This is a genomic window from Bradyrhizobium sp. WBAH42, from assembly GCF_024585265.1.
Lineage (GTDB): Bacteria > Pseudomonadota > Alphaproteobacteria > Rhizobiales > Xanthobacteraceae > Bradyrhizobium.
In genome coordinates this window covers 1,953,516-1,969,967 of sequence record NZ_CP036533.1, presented here as the reverse complement: position 1 = coordinate 1,969,967, position 16,452 = coordinate 1,953,516, and the positions used below count along the sequence as shown (strand labels likewise).

Genomic DNA, 16,452 nt, shown 5'->3' with positions numbered 1-16,452 from the left:
ACCCGCGATTCCGCATCGCCATCCGTTCCCGCGCCCTTTCCGAGCCAGTCAGCCTCATGTCCGAAAAGCCGCAAAAGTCCCAAAAGTCTGAAGCCAAAGACTATTCGAAGACCCTGTTCCTGCCGCAGACCGAATTCCCGATGCGCGCCGGCCTGCCGCAGCGCGAGCCGGAGATACTCAAGCGCTGGTACGAGATCGGCCTCTACGAGAAGCTGCGCCAGAATGGGAAAGGCCGCGCCAAGTTCGTGCTGCATGACGGCCCGCCCTACGCCAACGGCAACATCCATATCGGCACGGCGCTGAACAAGATCCTGAAGGATCTCGTCACCAAGAGTCAGCAGATGCTCGGCTTCGATTCCAACTACGTGCCGGGCTGGGACTGCCACGGCCTGCCGATCGAGTGGAAGGTCGAGGAGGAGCATTATCGCAAGAAGGGCAAGCAGAAGCCCGACTTCCGCGACTCCGCCGCGATGATCGATTTCCGCAAGGAGTGCCGCGCCTATGCCACGCACTGGCTCGGCGTGCAGCGCGAGGAGTTCAAGCGCCTCGGCGTCATCGGCGATTGGGACCATCCCTACGCCACCATGAGCTATCCGGCCGAAGCCCAGATCGCGCGCGAGCTGATGAAGTTCGCCGCCAACGGCACGCTGTATCGCGGCTCCAAGCCGGTGATGTGGAGCGTGGTCGAGAAGACAGCGCTGGCCGAAGCCGAGGTGGAGTACGAGGACCACACCTCCGATACGGTGTGGGTGAAGTTCCCGGTGACCTCGCCCGCGCACGGTGCGCTCGCCTCCGCAAGCGTCGTGATCTGGACCACGACGCCCTGGACGCTGCCCGGCAACCGCGCCATCTCGTTCTCGCCGAAGATCGCCTATGGCCTCTACAAGGTGACGGACGCCCCCGCCGACAATTGGGCCAAGATTGGTGACCTCCTGATCCTCGCCGATGCGCTCGCGGAAGACGTCTTCAAGCAGGCGCGGGTGACGGCTTACGAGAAAGTCCGCGACGTCCCCGGCGACACCATGGACGCGATCGAGTGTGCCCATCCGCTGAGGGGCGTTGGCGGTGGCTACGACTTCGTCGTGCCGCTGCTGCCCGGCGACCATGTCACCGACGACACCGGCACCGGCTTCGTGCACACCGCGCCCGGCCATGGCCGCGAGGACTTCGATGCCTGGATGGCACAGGCGCGCGATCTCGATGCGCGCGGCATCAACACCGCGATCCCCTACACCGTCGACGAGAACGGCGCCTACACCGATCATGCGCCGGGCTTTGCCGGCAAGCGCGTCATCACCGACAAGGGCGAGAAGGGCGATGCCAACGAGGCCGTGATCAAGGCGCTCGTCGACAGAGGCATGCTGCTCGCGCGCGGTCGGCTCAAGCATCAATATCCGCACTCCTGGCGCTCCAAGAAACCGGTGATCTTCCGCAACACACCGCAATGGTTCATCGCGATGGATAAGGACATTGCGCAGGGCGGCAAGGCCAAGAGCGGCGACACGCTGCGCGCCCGCGCGCTGCATGCGATCTCGGTGACGCAATGGGTGCCGCCGTCGGGCGAGAACCGCATCAACGGCATGATCGAGGCGCGCCCGGACTGGGTGATCTCGCGCCAGCGCGCCTGGGGCGTGCCGATCGCCGTGTTCGTGCGCGAGAAGGGTGACGGCTCCGCTGAGATCCTCCAGGACGAGGCCGTCAATGCGCGCATTGGCGAAGCCTTCGAGAAGGAAGGCGCCGACGCCTGGTACGCGACGGGCGCGCGCGAGCGCTTCCTCGGGCCCCGCGCGAACGAGGACTGGCAGAAGGTCGACGACATTCTCGACGTCTGGTTCGATTCCGGCTCGACCCACGCTTTCGTGCTCGAAGATCCCGTGCAGTTTCCCGGGCTCGCCGGCATCAAGCGCAAGGTCGACGGCGGCGCCGACACGGTGATGTATCTGGAAGGCTCGGACCAGCATCGCGGCTGGTTCCATTCCTCGCTATTGGAAAGCTGCGGCACGCGCGGCCGCGCGCCTTACGACATCGTGCTGACCCACGGCTTCACCCAGGCCGAGGACGGCCGCAAGATGTCGAAGTCGCTCGGCAACACCATCGAGCCGCAGGCCGTCATCAAGGAATCCGGCGCCGACATCCTGAGGCTCTGGGTCGCGTCCTGCGACTACACCGACGACCAGCGCATCGGCCCCGAGATCCTCAAGAACACCGTCGAGACCTACCGCAAGCTGCGCAACACCGTGCGCTGGATGCTCGGCACGCTGCATCATTACAAGCCGGCCGACGCCGTCGCGCCCGCCGAGATGCCGGAGCTCGAGCGCTTGATGCTGCACGAGCTCGCGGTGCGCGCCGCTGCGATCGGCAAGGCCTATCGGGAGTTCGACTACAAGACCGTGGTCGCGATCCTGTCCGCCTTCCTGAACAGCGAGCTCTCCGCATTCTATTTCGACATCCGCAAGGATACGCTCTATTGCGATCCGCCGTCGTCGCTGACGCGCAAGGCGGCGCTGACGACGATCGACCTGTTGTGTGCCTCGATCCTGAAATGGCTGGCGCCGATCCTCAGCTTCACTGCCGAGGAGGCGTGGCGCATGTACCGGCCCGACGCCGAGCCGTCCGTGCACCTGACGCAGTTCCCCGCCGATCTCGAAGCCTTGCGCGACGACAAGCTCGCCGCGAAATGGGAGGCGATCCGCGACGTGCGTCGCGTCGTCACCGGCGCGCTCGAGCTGGAACGCGCCGCCAAGAACATCGGCTCCTCGCTCGAGGCATCGCCGGTGATCTATGTCGCCGATCGCGGCATGCTGGCGACCTTGTTCGACATCGATCTGGCTGAAGTCTGCATCACTTCGAGTTACGAGGTGCGGGAGGGCGAGGCGCCGGCCTCGGCATTCCGCCTCGATGCCGTCCCGGGCGTCGCGGTCGTGGTGGAGAAGGCGGTCGGCACCAAATGCGCCCGCTCCTGGAAGATCTCGCCGATGGTCGGCGAGGACGCCGAATATCCCGATGTCACCCCGCGCGACGCCAAGGCGCTGCGCGAATGGAAGGCATTGGGGGTCGCGGTCTGACCGGTCGGCCATGACCCCGCTCCGCGCCGGCATCCTCGCGGCCTTGGTCACGCTCGTGGCCGACCAGGCCTCGAAGCTCTGGCTCCTGAACGTGTTCGACCTCGCCCGTCGGGGCGCGGTGCGGGTGACGCCGTTCTTCGACCTGGTGCTGGCCTGGAACATCGGCATCAGCTTCGGCTGGCTCCAGAACGACAGCCAGGCCGCGCAGCTCGCGCTGATGGCGGTCAAGGCCATTGCCGTGGTTGCGCTGGCGATCTGGATGGCGCGCTCGCACACCGTGCTCGCGACCGTCGCGCTCGGCCTGATCATCGGCGGCGCCATCGGCAATGGCATCGACCGCCTGGCCTATGGCGCGGTGGTGGATTTCGCCCTGTTCCACATCGAGATCGCCGGAAATACCTATAATTGGTATGTGTTTAACCTCGCGGACGTGGCCATCGTTGCTGGGGTGGCAGCGCTATTGTATGATTCCTTCCTGGGGGTACCCGCCGCAAAAGCGCCCTGATCCCGGCCGATACGGACCGGCAGGTGGAACCCTGCTTTTGCAAGGGTTTGAGCCGCGTGCGAGCGGCAATCTGCTACAATTTGAAACAGGTACGGTCATGCGCAGCTCGAAGACCAGCGGTTCGATGGTTCGAGACCCCCAATCGGGGGTCTGGCGGGCACTGAAATTGTCCGCCGTCGCGCTCGGTATCGGCCTCGTCATGTCGACCGGCGCCGCCCGTGCTGCTGACGATGACGACGACGACATGACCTTCGAAGAGAAGCTCATCGACGGCCTGATGTCCGGCCTTGGCGCCAAGAGCATGGGGAAACCCGGCATCGAATACCGCGAGCGTTCGCCGCTGGTCGTGCCGCCCAAGCTCGACCTGCCGCCGCCCGCCGCAGCCGAGGCCGCGGCTGCGCCAAACTGGCCGAAGGACCCCGACGAGAAGCGCCGCAAGGAGGCTGTCGCCGAGCGGAAGAAGTCCGGCAACAAGGCAACGGAGTACTGGAAAAATGCCCAGCCGCTGTCGCCCGCCGAGATGAACGCCCACAAGACGGCCGCCGCCGAAAAGACCGGCAATGATCCGGCCCAACCAGGCACCAACATCGCCAATCCGACGATGAGCCCAGCCGAACTCGGATATACCGGCGGGCTGTTTAAACTGTTCAAAGGGAACGCGCCCGAGTCGAAGCAGTTTACGTCGGAGCCGCCACGCCAATCGCTGGTGGAGCCGCCGCCCGGATATCAGACGCCGTCGCCGAACTACGCCTACGGCTCCGGCCCGGATGATTCGAAGCGAACCTATTTCGACGTCCTATCCGGCAAGGAGAAGGAGCGATAACGCTCCTGCCCCGCCCCGACATTTGGGCAGCCGCGCAATTGCTGCCGGCACTGCACGCAGCTTCAGCTGCTGGCTGCTCCCGAGTTGACTAGCGTTCTCTGCTTCGTGACGCGAAGCCTCCGCCGCACGGTGTAGCATGCCGTGCCTTCCGAGCCGGAGATCCGGGCTCGGCACCTCAACCAGGGATCATGATGTCCTCTTACCGATCGGCTGCCTGCCTCCTTGCCGCGCTGCTTTCGACGAGTGTCCTCTCGGTCGGCGCCGCCCTTGCCCAGACCACCGTGACATCGGCTCCACCCGCCAGCTTCACGCTTCCCAACGGCATGCAGGTCGTGGTGATCCCGGATCACCGCACCCCCGTCGTCACCGAGATGATCTGGTACAAGGTCGGCTCGGCCGACGAGACGCCCGGCAAGTCAGGCCTCGCCCACTTCCTCGAGCACCTGATGTTCAAGGGCACCTCGAAGCATCCGGCCGGTGAATTCTCCCAGACCGTGCTGCGCGTCGGCGGCAACGAGAACGCTTCGACCTCGGTCGACTACACCAACTACTATCAGCGCGTGCCGAAAGAGCAGCTGCCGACCATGATGGAGTTCGAGGCCGACCGCATGACGGGCCTCATCCTCAAGGACGAGAACGTGCTGCCCGAGCGCGACGTCGTGCTCGAAGAGTACAACATGCGCGTCGCCAACAATCCGGATGCGCGATTGAACGAGCAGATCATGGCCGCGCTCTATCTCAACCATCCCTACGGGCGTCCGGTGATCGGCTGGCATCAGGAGATCGAGAAGCTCGATCGCGAAGATGCGCTCGCCTTCTATCGTCGCTTCTATGCGCCGAACAACGCGATCCTGGTGATCGCCGGCGACGTCGATGCCGCCGAAATCCGACCGCTGGTCGAGCGCAATTTCGGCTCGATTCCCGCCCAGCCCGCGATCCCGGCGCGGCGGGTGCGTCCGCAGGAGCCGGAGCCCGCCGCCCCGCGCACCGTCACGCTGGCCGACCCGCGCGTCGAGCAGCCGAACATGCGGCGCTATTATCTGGTGCCCTCGGCGACCACGGCCGCGGCCGGCGAGAGCGCGGCCCTCGACGTGCTGGCGCAGCTGATGGGCAGCGGCAGCAATTCCTATCTCTACCGCGCCCTCGTCGTCGACAAGCCGCTCGCGGTCTCCGCCAACGCGAGCTATTCGAGTATCTCGCTCGACCCGACCCAATTCGCGATCTCGGCTGCGCCGAAACCCGGCGTCAGCTTTGCCGAAGTGGAACAGGCGGTCGACGGCGTCATTGCCAACGTGGCGCAGAACCCGATCCGTGCGGAGGATCTCGAACGCGTCAAGACCCAGCTCATCGCCGAAGCGATCTACGCCCAGGACAACCAGGCTGTGCTGGCGCGCTGGTACGGCGGCGCGCTGACCACGGGCCTGTCGATCGAGGACATCAGGAGCTGGCCCGATCGCATCCGCGCCGTCACCGCCGAGCAGGTCCGCGCCGTTGCGCAGAAATGGCTCGAGAAGAAGCGCTCGGTGACGGGCTACCTGATCAAGGACACTGCAACCGCCAAGCGCGAGGAGAAGCGCTCGTGACCTATTCCTTCCTTCGACGCGTTGCATTCTCCGTTGCCGCCGGCGCGGTCCTCGCATTCTCTGCGGCCTCGCCGTCGCAGGCCGCCGCGAAGATCCAGCACCTGATCTCGCCGGGCGGCATCGAAGCCTGGTTCGTGCAGGACGCAACCGTGCCGCTGATCGCGATGGAATATTCCTTCGCCGGCGGCTCGGCGCAGGATCCCAAGGACAAGCCCGGTGTCGCCAACCTGGTCGGCGATCTCCTCGACGAAGGTTCCGGCGATCTCGATTCCAAGACGTTCCATGAACGGCTCGACCGCCGCGCCATCGAACTCTCCTTCAGCGCCACCCGCGACACCTTCCGCGGCAGCCTGCGCATGCTGCGCGACAACAAGGACGAAGCCTTCGACCTGCTCAGGATGGCGCTGACCTCGCCGCATTTCGACACGGCCGACGTCGAACGCATCCGCTCGCAGGTCATCTCGGGCCTGCGCCGCGAGACCACCAATCCGACCTCGCTGGCGAGCCGCAAATTCCTGGAGGTCGCGTTCGGCGATCACCCCTACAGCCGGCAGAGCAACGGCAATCTCGACAGCGTGCCGACCATCACGGTCGCGGACATGAGGGATTATGTCGGCCGTGTCCTCGCCAAGGATGGACTCAAAGTAGCGGTCGTCGGCGACGTCGATCCGACCACGCTCGGAAAGCTGCTCGACCACACCTTCGGCAGCCTGCCGGCCAAGGCCAATCTGACGCCGGTCCCCGACGTCGAGGCCGCGAAGCCGCCGCAACGCGCCTTCGTGACGCTCGACGTGCCGCAGACCGTGATCACCTTCGGCGGCCCGGGCGTGAAGCGCAGTGACCCCAGCTTCATGGCGGCCTATGTCGTCAACCACATCCTCGGCGGCGGCGGACTGTCCTCCCGGCTCTATCGCGAGGTGCGCGAGAAGCGTGGGCTGGCCTATTCGGTGTACGAGTCGCTGCTCTGGATGCAGCACTCCGCGGTTTTCATCGGTAATACCGGCACCCGCGCCGATCGTGCCGGTGACACCATCGAGGCCATCGAACAGGAGGTGCGCCGCATCGCCCAGGAGGGCCCGACGCAGAAGGAGCTCGATGAGGCCAAGTCCTACCTCAAGGGCTCGCAGATGCTGGCGCTCGACACCTCGTCCAAGCTGGCGCAGGCGCTGCTGCAATACCAGCAGGACAAGCTGCCGATCGACTATATCGAGAAGCGCAACGCCATCGTCGACGCCGTGACCCTGGACGATGCCAAGGCGGCCGCCAGGCGGCTCTGGGGCCAGGGGCTGCTGACTGTCGTGGTCGGCCGGGCCCCCCAGGCCGCTGCGCAACCGGCGGCTGCGACACCGAAGTCGAACTGATCTCTTTTCTGGACGTTTTTCTGAATGGCCGGGCTCGCCCCGGCCATTTGCGTGTCGCGGCAGCGCCATTGCTGAAGGCAGATGTCCGCGGTATGTCCTGACATCACGAATGGTGCCAGCATGCTGCGGATATCCCGCGATCTCGTCATCGACGAGGACGACATCGAGATCGGCTTTGTCCGCGCCTCCGGCCCGGGCGGGCAGAACGTCAACAAGGTCGCGACCTCCGCGCAGCTGCGCTTCGACACCCGCAAGCTGACCTTGCCCGAGGACGCGGCGCTGCGCCTCGCCCGCATTGCCGGCCAGCGCATGACCAAGGACGGCGTGATCGTGATCCACGCCCAGCGCTTCCGCACCCAGGAGCGCAACCGTCAGGATGCCATCGACCGTCTCGTCGAGATCCTCAAGGAGGCCATGGTGCGACCGACGCCTCGCCGCGCGACGCGGCCGACCTTCGCCTCCAAGCAGCGCCGGCTCGAGGGCAAGAAACGCCGCAGCGATATCAAGGCGAAGCGCGGGCGCGGTTTCGACGACTAGGCAATGAAAAACCTCCGGCCGCGAAGCGACCGGAGGTTTGCCAATTCGCACGCTGGCGTCAGTAGCGCTTGCCGGTGGCAGCACCACCCGCCGCCGAATCGTCGGCCGTGCCCTTGCGCGTCGCACTGCCGGTGGTTCCGACGGACCCCTTCGTGCCCTTGCTCGACTTCATGCCGACCTTCTCGCCGGCAGCGCCCTGCTGGGCACCGAGATCCTCATCCTCGCTGCCTGACGCACCGCCTTGCATGGGCTTGCTTTGTATGGTGCCGCCGGGCCTCGCCCCAGACGAGGTGCCTTGGGCGAGAACGGGCGTTGCAACGAGGGCCGCGAGAGCGCAAGCGATCGCAGAGGTCTTCACCAACTTCATCCATGTCTCCTGGAATGTCGCGATGAACCGTTCGGCTGCGTTCTGCACCGTTCGCCTGCACCGGACCGGTTCATCGCGAAAGAGAGTTCGAACGGCGCGGTGTGATGCAAGCTGCGCCGTGTGGTGATCGTTTAGGATTTTCGCGGCGCTTTCGCGGAATTGTGCTCCTCATATGCGGCGGCGCGGAACATGCCACGCATTCCCGACGGGCGGTGCGCGCCGAAAATGTCCCCATTTCGGGTGTGGGAAGCTCGACCTCCCCCATGCATTTGTTGCTGCGCGGCATTAGACTTGAGAATATTCGCCGAGTGAGCCTCATGCCCGTCCGCCAACTGCCAGAACAGGTCGTCAACCGCATCGCCGCCGGCGAGGTGGTGGAACGTCCGGCGAGCGTGGTCAAGGAGCTGGTCGAGAACGCCATCGATGCCGGCGCGAGCCGGATCGACGTCTTCACCGACGGCGGCGGGCGGCGGCGGATCGGCATCACCGACGACGGCAGCGGCATGACCGCGAAAGATCTTGGGCTCGCGGTCGAGCGTCACGCCACCTCCAAGCTCGACGACGAGGACCTGCTTCATATCCGCACCCTCGGGTTTCGCGGCGAGGCCCTGCCCTCGATCGGCTCGGTGGCGCGCCTCTCCATCACCACGCGGCATACCAGCGAGCCCCACGCCTGGGCGCTGTCGGTCGAGGGCGGCGAAAAGTCCGAGATCATGCCGGCGGCGCTGGCGCATGGCACGCGCGTCGAGGTTGGCGACCTCTTCTACGCGACGCCGGCGCGGCTCAAGTTTCTGAAGACCGACCGCACCGAGGCGGAGGCGATCCGCGAAGTGGTGCGGCGCCTCGCGATGGCACGGCCCGACATCGCCTTCACGCTCGCCGGCGAGGAGCGCGCGCCGGTGACCTGGGCTGCGGCGCTGCCCGGCGCGGCCGGACGGTTGACCCGGCTCGGCGACATCCTCGGCGCCGAGTTCCGCAGCCACGCCATCGAGGTCCATGCCGAGCGCGAGGGCGTCGTGGTCGCCGGCTATGCTGCAGCTCCCGCGCTAACCAAGGCCAACGCGCTCGGGCAATATCTCTTCGTCAATGGCCGGCCGGTGCGCGACAAGCTCATTCTCGGCGCCGTGCGCGCGGCCTATTCCGACTATCTGCCGCGCGACCGCCATCCGGTGCTGGCGCTGTTCGTCACGCTCGATCCGCGCGAGGTCGATGCCAACGTGCATCCGGCCAAGACCGAGGTGCGCTTCCGCAATGCCGGCCTCGTCCGCGCGTTGATCGTGCACGGTTTGAAGGAGGCGCTGGCGCGCGAGGGCCGACGCACCGCCGCCAACAGCGGCGAAAGTGCGCTGTCCTCGTTCCGGCCCGCGTTCACGCCACAGCGTCCGGCCAGCTGGGATTGGCGGACCTCGCCATCCGCTCCCGTGGCGCCAATGCCGTCGTTCGATGGCGCTGCCGCACCGGCTTTCGCGGAGCGCGCGCAGGCCGCCTTCGATGTCGGCGCGCCCAGCGCGGACGTGCGGATCGAGACCCAGCCCGTCAGCGACCTCGTCGATCGCCCACTCGGCGCGGCACGCACCCAGATCCATGAGACCTATATCGTCTCGCAGACGCGCGACGGCCTGATCATTGTCGATCAGCACGCCGCGCATGAGCGCATCGTCTATGAGCGGCTGAAGGCCTCGCTGGCGGCGAACGGCGTGCAGCGGCAGATTCTCCTCATTCCCGAGATCGTCGAGATGGACGAAGCCACGGTCGAGCGCCTCCTGGAGCGCAGCGAGGAGCTGGCATCGTTCGGCCTTTCCATCGAATCCTTCGGCCCCGGCGCGGTCGCGGTGCGCGAGACGCCGTCGCTGCTCGGCAAGACCAATGCGGGCGGCCTCTTGCGCGATCTTTCCGAGCACATGGCCGAATGGGACGAGGCGCTGCCGCTCGAACGTCGCCTGATGCACGTCGCGGCGACCATGGCCTGCCACGGCTCGGTGCGCGCCGGCCGCCGCTTACGGCCGGAGGAGATGAACGCCCTGCTGCGCGAGATGGAGGAGACGCCGAACTCCGGCCAGTGCAATCACGGCCGGCCGACCTATGTCGAGCTGAAGCTGAGCGACGTGGAGAAGCTGTTCGGGAGGCGGTGACGGTGCCGTAGGACCTCCTACCCTTGGTCAAGGGGAACGTCCTTATAGGGCAATATGGTAGCGCCGTGCTCGATGCAGTCCAGGACGCTGCGCGCCGGCTTTGCCGGTGCCTTCGGCATCCTGGACAGCATCTTCCGCCGGGGCGCGGTTCCTACGTCGGTGCTCGAGGCACAGGTGGACAAGGCTGCTCCCGGCGGATCGGCCCGGACGGCCAGTCTACATCCGAAGGCCGCCACGAACCCCACAAGGGTACAGGGTGGATTAGCCGAAGGCGTAATCCACCTCTTCTGCGTCCGCGGTGAGAGACAGTGGCGGATTACGCTTCGCTAATCCGCCCTACGCAAAAACACAAACTCCGTGTCGTCATAAGTCCGCCGCTCCAGCTCCTCAAAACCTTCCGGCGTCGCGAACTGCGCGGCCTTGGCCTCTTCCACCACCAGCAGCGCGCCCGGCGTCAGCCACCCGCCGTCGCGCAAGGATGCGAGCGCCTTCTCGGCAAATCCCTTGCCATAGGGCGGATCGAGGAACGCCAGCGAGAACGGCTCGACGGGATGCGCGGGGCCGAGATCGGTGGCATCGCGGCGGTACACCTTGGTGACGCCGCCGAGGCCGAGGGCCTCGACATTGTTGCGGAGCAGCGCACGCGCCTCCGCGCCGTTGTCGACGAACAGCGTGAACTTGGCGCCGCGTGACGCGGCTTCGATGCCGAGCGCGCCGGTGCCGGCGAAGAGATCGAGCACGCGTGCATCCTGGATCGGATCGTCATAGGCGTGCACGAGGATGTTGAACACGGACTCGCGCAGGCGGTCCGCCGTCGGGCGGATGTCGCGCGAGGACGGTGAGGCGAGATTGCGCCCCTTCAACCTGCCGCCGACGACGCGCAAGCTAGTCCTCCCGCGGCGTCAGGTCGCGCTTGCCGTGATAGCCGCGCTTGGGACGCCGCGGCGGGCCGTAGCCGTTCGCCTCCATCTCGTTGCGCTCGCGGGCCTCCTCGCTGCCGGTGCGCTGAACCAGCACGCGACGGCCCTTGCGGTCGTTGATGACGGCGCGCTTGCTGGTCGGCTTCTTCTCGCTCGGTGCGTCGTCGGCGCGCGAGGATGACTTCGAGGGCGCGTCGAACTGCGCACCCGACTTCTCGATCACCTTGTCGCCGAGCTGCTCGCGCAGCACGCGCGCGCGGATCTCCTCGACCTGGCCTTCCAGAATCTCGCCGAGCTGGAACGGGCCGTAGGAGACGCGGATCAGCCGATTCACTTCGAGCCCGAGATGGGCGCAGACATTGCGCACCTCGCGGTTCTTGCCCTCGCGGATCGCGAACACCAGCCAGACATTGGCGCCCTGGTCGCGCTCCAGCGTGGCCTCGATCGGACCATACTTGACGCCCTCGACCTCGATGCCGTTCTTGAGCTCGTCGAGCTGCGCCTGGGTGACGTCGCCATGGGCGCGGACGCGGTAGCGGCGCAGCCAGCCGGTGTCGGGCAGCTCGAGCGTGCGCGCAAGGCCACCGTCATTGGTGAGCAGCAAGAGGCCCTCGGTGTTGAAGTCGAGCCGGCCGACGCTGATCAGCCGCGGCAGGCCTTCGGGCAGATTGTCGAACACGGTCGGACGGCCCTCGGGATCGTCATGCGTCGTCATCAGCCCACGCGGCTTGTGGTAGAGGAACAGGCGCGTGCGCTCGCGCTCCGGCAATGGCTTGCCGTCGACCATGACGACGTCGTTCTTGGTGACGTCGAGCGCGGGCGAGTTGATCACGCGGCCATTCACGGTCACGCGGCCCTGCGTGACCATCTCCTCGGCGTCGCGGCGCGAGGCAAGCCCGGCGCGGGCCAGCACTTTGGCGATGCGCTCGCCGGCCTTCTTCGGCTTCGGCGCGTCGTCGCGGCGCGGCCGGCCTTCGAAATCACGATCGCGCTCGCGGTAGGCACCGCGGCCGCCGAAGGCGGGACGCTTCTCGAAAATTCTGCTGTCGTCCTCATTGTCGCGGCGCGGCCGGTCGCGGAAGCGGCCCTCGCTGCGCGGATGCTCCTGCCAGTCCATGCGGCCTTCGGGGCGCTTCTCGCGCGAGCGGTTGAAGCGCGGACGATCGTCACCGGAGCGCTCCTCCCGCGGACGCGAGAAACGCGGGCGATCGTCACCCTCGTCCCGGCGCCGGGAGAAACGTGGACGGTCGTCGCCACGGCCACCCTCATGGCGGTCGTCACGCTGACGCCAGGGCTTCTCCTCGCCGCGATCGCGGCCGCCGAAATCCTTGTCGAAGCTCTTGCGCGGGCGATCACCGCGAGGTGCGCGATCACCGCGATCGAAATTCGGGCGGTCTCCGCGCGGCTTGAAGCTGCGTTCGCCACGATCCTCGCGCGGCCCGCGATCCCCACGGTCGCGTTCGCGATCCGGCCCACCCCGAGAAAATTTCCGTTCGCCGTCGAACTTGCGCTCTGGACGGTCGCCGCGCGGCGCGTAGGGCTTCTTGTCGCCGAACTTCTTGTCGCTGAACCGGCCGGCGGGACGGGCATCGTCGCGATCCCTGCGCGGCGGACGGTCGTCACGGCCATAGGACGGGCGATCACCACGCGGCTTGAAGGGCCGCTTCTCACCATCGCGCGAAGAGCGATCGGAAAACGGACGATCGCCGCGCGGCTTGAAGCCGCGATCGCCGCGCCCCTCACTGCCGCGGTCGTCGCGCTTGAAGCGGGGACGGTCACTGAAATCGCGGCGCGGCGCATCGCCCTCCTCGCGGCGGCGGAATGGACGGCTGTCACGGTCGCCACGGGGCGGGCGGCTGTCGCGCGCGCCCTTGCCCTCGAAGCCGCGCTTGGCGAATTTCTTCTCAGGGCCGCGCGGCTTGCCGCTGCGGCCGCCTTTGGCCGGGCCTCGCCGGCCGCGGGAATCGTTGTCTTTGTCGCTGTCGCGAGGCATGACTAATCTCACTTAAGGGGTGGCGCGAGCAGTGTGCGCGCTCGTTCCGAGCCGCATGCTCAGGCAAAATCGGTATCCACTCTTGCTGAAGGCGGAGCTAGTAGCAGGTTTCTGGCGATGATACGAGGCATGAAAGCCCCTTCTTTCATGGATTTGGCGCTTCTGGCGGCCGAAAATGCCGGAAAATCGGGCGAAGTTCCGATCGGCTGCGTGGTGGTTCGCGATCACGAGGTGATCGCCACCGGCGCCAACCGGACGCTGACCGACCGTGATCCGACCGCCCATGCCGAGATCGTCGCGCTGCGCGCGGCCGCCGCGAAGATCGGCAGCGAGCGCCTGGTCGACTGCGACCTCTACGTGACGCTGGAGCCCTGCACCATGTGTGCGGGCGCGATCTCGTTTGCAAGGGTGAGGCGGCTCTATTACGGCGCGGCCGACCCCAAGGGCGGCGCGGTGGAGTCGGGCGTGCGGTTCTTTGCCTCGCCGACCTGCCACCACGCGCCGGACGTCTATTCCGGCGTCGGCGAGAGCGAGGCGGCGCGGCTGCTCAAGGAGTTCTTTCGGGAGCGGCGGTAGGCCCTTCCCCGTCATTGCGAGGAGCGAAGCGACGAAGCAATCCAGAGTCTTTCCGCGGAGACATCCTGGATTGCTTCGCTGCGCTCGCAATGACGCGGTGGCTCAGGCCAGGAAGAACTCGCGCAACGCCTTCGCGGTCACATCCGGATTCTCCTCCGTCAGGAAGTGCCCCGAATCCACCGGCATGCCGTCGACGTCCGTGGCCCATTGCTTCCACGTGTCGAGCGGCGTTGCGGCGGCCTGGGCGATGCCGGCGTTGCCCCACAGGATAAGCATCGGCACGGTGATCTTCTTGCCGGCTTCGAAATCGGCCTTGTCGAGGTCGTAGTCGAAATAGGCGCCGGCGCGGTAATCCTCGCACATCGCGTGCACGCGGGCGGGATCGCGGAACGGGGCGAGGTAGTGCTCGAGCGCGCGCTCGTCGATCGCGTCGAGCGTCTTCGACTTGGTCTGGCTCGCCATCTTGAAGCGCAGGAAGAACTCGCCGTTGCCGGAGATCAGCGTCTCCGGCAGCGGATAGGGCTGCGCCAGGAAGGTCCAGTGATAGATCTTCAGAGCGTAGGCGCGGTTCATCCGCTCCCAGTAATCATAGGTCGGCAGGATATCGAGCACGGCGAGCTTCGACAGCCGGCCGGGATGGTCGAGCGCGAGGCGATAGGAGACGCGGCCGCCGCGGTCGTGGCCGGCGAGCGCGAAATGCACGTGGCCGAGGCGCTCCATCACTTCGACCATCGCCTTGGCCATGGCGCGCTTGCTGTAGGGGATGTGCAGCGCATCGCTCGCGGGCATGTCGGACCAGCCGTAGCCCGGCAGGTCGGCGATGATCAGCGTGAAGTGCTCGGCCAGTTCAGGCGCCACCTGGTGCCACATCACGTGCGTCTCGGAGAAGCCGTGCAGGAGCAGCAGCGGCGGACCCTTGCCGCCGACGCGGGCGAAGATGCGGCCGAACGAGGTATCGATCCATTCGGCGGCAAAGTCCGGATAGAGGTCGGCGAGATCGGACATCTTCTTGCATCCTTATGGTCGTGGGGGCGCTCGACAAACAAAAGTTCGAAAACAACCCCATGCACAGTACCGGTATTATGGTCGGGGCGACTAACCCCAACATTCGATTGCACATTCTGGATTGTAGATGTGGCGGCGCGGTGACGCGAACGTCGAGATTCCGGATCGACGCGTCGGCGCGTTTGCGCGCCGTCGAGGCGCTAATTTTTGGCCTTCTCCGCCTCCACCGCCTGCCAGCCGATGTCGCGGCGGCAGAAGCCGTCCGGCCAGTCGATGCGGTCGACGGCCTGATAGGCGCGGCGCTGCGCTTCCGTCACGGTCGCCCCCAGCGCGCAGACATTGAGCACGCGGCCGCCATTGGCGAGGATCGCGCCGTCCTTCTCAACCGTGCCGGCGTGGAAGATCTCGACGGTGTCGACCTTGGCGGCCTCCTCCAGCCCGCCGATGCGCGTGCCCTTCTGGTAGTCGCCGGGATAGCCCTTCGCGGCCATGACCACGGTCAGCGCGGATTCCTTGTGCCAGCGCAGATCGAAATGCTTCAGCTCCCCATCGCAGGCCGCCAGGAAGGCCGGCACGATGTCGCTCATCATGCGCAGCATCAGCACCTGGCACTCGGGATCGCCGAAGCGCACATTGAACTCGAACAGCTTTGGCCCCTGCGTCGTCAGCATGATGCCGGCATAGAGCACGCCGCGGAACGGCGTGCCGCGCTGCTTCATGCCTGCCACCGTCGGCAGGATGATCCTGGCCATGATCGCGTCGTGGACGGCAGGCGTCACCAGCGGCGTCGGCGAATAGGCGCCCATGCCGCCGGTGTTCGGGCCGACGTCGTGGTCGAACACGCGCTTGTGGTCCTGGGCGGAGGCCAGCGGGATCGCCGTCTCGCCGTCGCACAGCGCAAAGAAGCTGATCTCGCGGCCCGGCAGAAACTCCTCGATCACGACCTCAGCGCCGGCCTCGCCGAAGGCGCCCTCGAACATCATGGCGATGGCGTCCTCGGCTTCGCGCACGGTCTTGGCGACCACGACGCCCTTGCCGGCGGCAAGGCCATCGGCCTTGACCACGATCGGCGCGCCCTGGCTCTGCACATAGGCGCGCGCGTCATCGGCGTTGGTGAAGCGCTTGTAGGCACCGGTCGGAATCCCGAACTCGGTGCACAGCGCCTTGGTGAACCCCTTGGAGCTTTCGAGCTGGGCCGCCGCCTTGCTCGGGCCGAACGCCTTGATGCCGGCTTTGGTGAGATCATCGACGATGCCGGCCGCCAGCGGCGTCTCCGGCCCGACCACCACGAGCTCGACCGCATTCTTTTTGCAGAAGTCGATCACGGCGGCATGGTCGGCGACATCGAGGCCTACGCATTCCGCCTCCCTGGCGATGCCGGCATTGCCGGGCGCGCACCAGAATTTGGTCACCAGGGGAGAGGCCGCGATCTTCCACGCCAGGGCATGTTCGCGACCGCCGGAACCGAGCAGGAGAATGTGCATCGAAGGCTCAGGATGAGGGGTTTTGCTGGGGGCGGAGGTCGCACGAATCGGGGCTCAAGGGGGGCGGCGGCGAACTCCCCCGGCATTCCGGGGGCGCGCGC

General features: G+C 66.6%; 13 protein-coding genes. 8 read left to right on the top strand and 5 right to left on the bottom strand.

All coding sequences use genetic code 11. The features are described 5' to 3' along the window. Positions 1 to 56 precede the first annotated feature (56 nt). The 6 genes from ileS to arfB all read left to right on the top strand — a co-directional run bounded on the left by ileS (position 57) and on the right by arfB (position 7,874). A complete protein-coding gene (ileS, locus tag DCG74_RS09200; RefSeq protein WP_172788781.1) occupies positions 57 to 3,065 on the top strand; it encodes an isoleucine--tRNA ligase in 3,009 nt (1,002 codons plus the stop codon). Between the two features lie 10 nt (positions 3,066 to 3,075). Continuing rightward, on the top strand, positions 3,076 to 3,570 hold the full coding sequence (gene lspA, locus DCG74_RS09195) for a signal peptidase II (RefSeq protein ID WP_172788782.1): 495 nt from the start codon (positions 3,076 to 3,078) through the stop codon (positions 3,568 to 3,570). Positions 3,571 to 3,667: 97 nt separating this feature from the next. Then, positions 3,668 to 4,393, top strand: coding sequence for a hypothetical protein (locus tag DCG74_RS09190; protein ID WP_172788787.1), 726 nt, complete (start codon positions 3,668 to 3,670; stop codon positions 4,391 to 4,393). A 188-nt stretch (positions 4,394 to 4,581) separates the two neighbouring features. After that, positions 4,582 to 5,976, top strand: a complete 1,395-nt coding sequence (locus tag DCG74_RS09185; protein ID WP_373569515.1) for a M16 family metallopeptidase — start codon at positions 4,582 to 4,584, stop codon at positions 5,974 to 5,976. Then, positions 5,973 to 7,337: a pitrilysin family protein gene (locus DCG74_RS09180; protein WP_172788783.1), complete on the top strand. Its 1,365-nt coding sequence runs from the start codon at positions 5,973 to 5,975 to the stop codon at positions 7,335 to 7,337. The genes DCG74_RS09185 and DCG74_RS09180 overlap by 4 nt, the downstream gene beginning before the upstream one ends. A gap of 120 nt (positions 7,338 to 7,457) precedes the next feature. Continuing rightward, complete coding sequence (arfB, locus tag DCG74_RS09175) at positions 7,458 to 7,874, top strand: alternative ribosome rescue aminoacyl-tRNA hydrolase ArfB (RefSeq protein ID WP_172788784.1); 417 nt, start codon at positions 7,458 to 7,460, stop codon at positions 7,872 to 7,874. Between the two features lie 58 nt (positions 7,875 to 7,932). On the opposite strand, the gene DCG74_RS09170 is transcribed toward arfB, so the two are convergent. After that, positions 7,933 to 8,241: a hypothetical protein gene (locus DCG74_RS09170; RefSeq protein WP_172788785.1), complete on the bottom strand. Its 309-nt coding sequence runs from the start codon at positions 8,239 to 8,241 to the stop codon at positions 7,933 to 7,935. Positions 8,242 to 8,558: 317 nt separating this feature from the next. Here DCG74_RS09170 and mutL point away from each other — a divergent pair, with 317 nt between their 5' ends. After that, on the top strand, positions 8,559 to 10,373 hold the full coding sequence (gene mutL, locus DCG74_RS09165; RefSeq protein ID WP_172788786.1) for a DNA mismatch repair endonuclease MutL: 1,815 nt from the start codon (positions 8,559 to 8,561) through the stop codon (positions 10,371 to 10,373). A 326-nt stretch (positions 10,374 to 10,699) separates the two neighbouring features. Here the strand turns inward: mutL and rsmD are convergent, their stop codons facing one another. After that, a complete protein-coding gene (rsmD, locus tag DCG74_RS09160; protein ID WP_172789726.1) occupies positions 10,700 to 11,257 on the bottom strand; it encodes a 16S rRNA (guanine(966)-N(2))-methyltransferase RsmD in 558 nt (185 codons plus the stop codon). 1 nt (position 11,258) lies between these two features. Next, positions 11,259 to 13,286: a pseudouridine synthase gene (locus DCG74_RS09155; protein ID WP_172789727.1), complete on the bottom strand. Its 2,028-nt coding sequence runs from the start codon at positions 13,284 to 13,286 to the stop codon at positions 11,259 to 11,261. A gap of 117 nt (positions 13,287 to 13,403) precedes the next feature. Between DCG74_RS09155 and DCG74_RS09150 the strand changes: the two genes are divergently transcribed. Next, a complete protein-coding gene (locus tag DCG74_RS09150) occupies positions 13,404 to 13,862 on the top strand; it encodes a nucleoside deaminase (RefSeq protein WP_172789728.1) in 459 nt (152 codons plus the stop codon). Between the two features lie 102 nt (positions 13,863 to 13,964). On the opposite strand, the gene DCG74_RS09145 is transcribed toward DCG74_RS09150, so the two are convergent. Both DCG74_RS09145 and purD read right to left on the bottom strand, forming a co-directional pair. After that, a complete protein-coding gene (locus DCG74_RS09145; protein WP_172789729.1) occupies positions 13,965 to 14,867 on the bottom strand; it encodes an alpha/beta fold hydrolase in 903 nt (300 codons plus the stop codon). 200 nt (positions 14,868 to 15,067) lie between these two features. Further along, a complete protein-coding gene (purD, locus tag DCG74_RS09140) occupies positions 15,068 to 16,351 on the bottom strand; it encodes a phosphoribosylamine--glycine ligase (RefSeq protein ID WP_172789730.1) in 1,284 nt (427 codons plus the stop codon). Positions 16,352 to 16,452: the final 101 nt, after the last annotated feature.

Bases quoted from the DNA above. Each gene is read 5' to 3' on its own strand.
- mutL (WP_172788786.1), top strand. From the start codon at position 8,559: ATGCCCGTCCGCCAACTGCCAGAACAGGTCGTCAACCGCATCGCCGCC.
- ileS (WP_172788781.1), top strand. From the start codon at position 57: ATGTCCGAAAAGCCGCAAAAGTCCCAAAAGTCTGAAGCCAAAGACTAT.
- DCG74_RS09190 (WP_172788787.1), top strand. From the start codon at position 3,668: ATGCGCAGCTCGAAGACCAGCGGTTCGATGGTTCGAGACCCCCAATCG.
- DCG74_RS09170 (WP_172788785.1), bottom strand. From the start codon at position 8,241: ATGAAGTTGGTGAAGACCTCTGCGATCGCTTGCGCTCTCGCGGCCCTC.
- lspA (WP_172788782.1), top strand. From the start codon at position 3,076: ATGACCCCGCTCCGCGCCGGCATCCTCGCGGCCTTGGTCACGCTCGTG.
- arfB (WP_172788784.1), top strand. From the start codon at position 7,458: ATGCTGCGGATATCCCGCGATCTCGTCATCGACGAGGACGACATCGAG.
- DCG74_RS09150 (WP_172789728.1), top strand. From the start codon at position 13,404: ATGATACGAGGCATGAAAGCCCCTTCTTTCATGGATTTGGCGCTTCTG.
- DCG74_RS09185 (WP_373569515.1), top strand. From the start codon at position 4,582: ATGATGTCCTCTTACCGATCGGCTGCCTGCCTCCTTGCCGCGCTGCTT.
- purD (WP_172789730.1), bottom strand. From the start codon at position 16,351: ATGCACATTCTCCTGCTCGGTTCCGGCGGTCGCGAACATGCCCTGGCG.
- DCG74_RS09145 (WP_172789729.1), bottom strand. From the start codon at position 14,867: ATGTCCGATCTCGCCGACCTCTATCCGGACTTTGCCGCCGAATGGATC.
- DCG74_RS09155 (WP_172789727.1), bottom strand. From the start codon at position 13,286: ATGCCTCGCGACAGCGACAAAGACAACGATTCCCGCGGCCGGCGAGGC.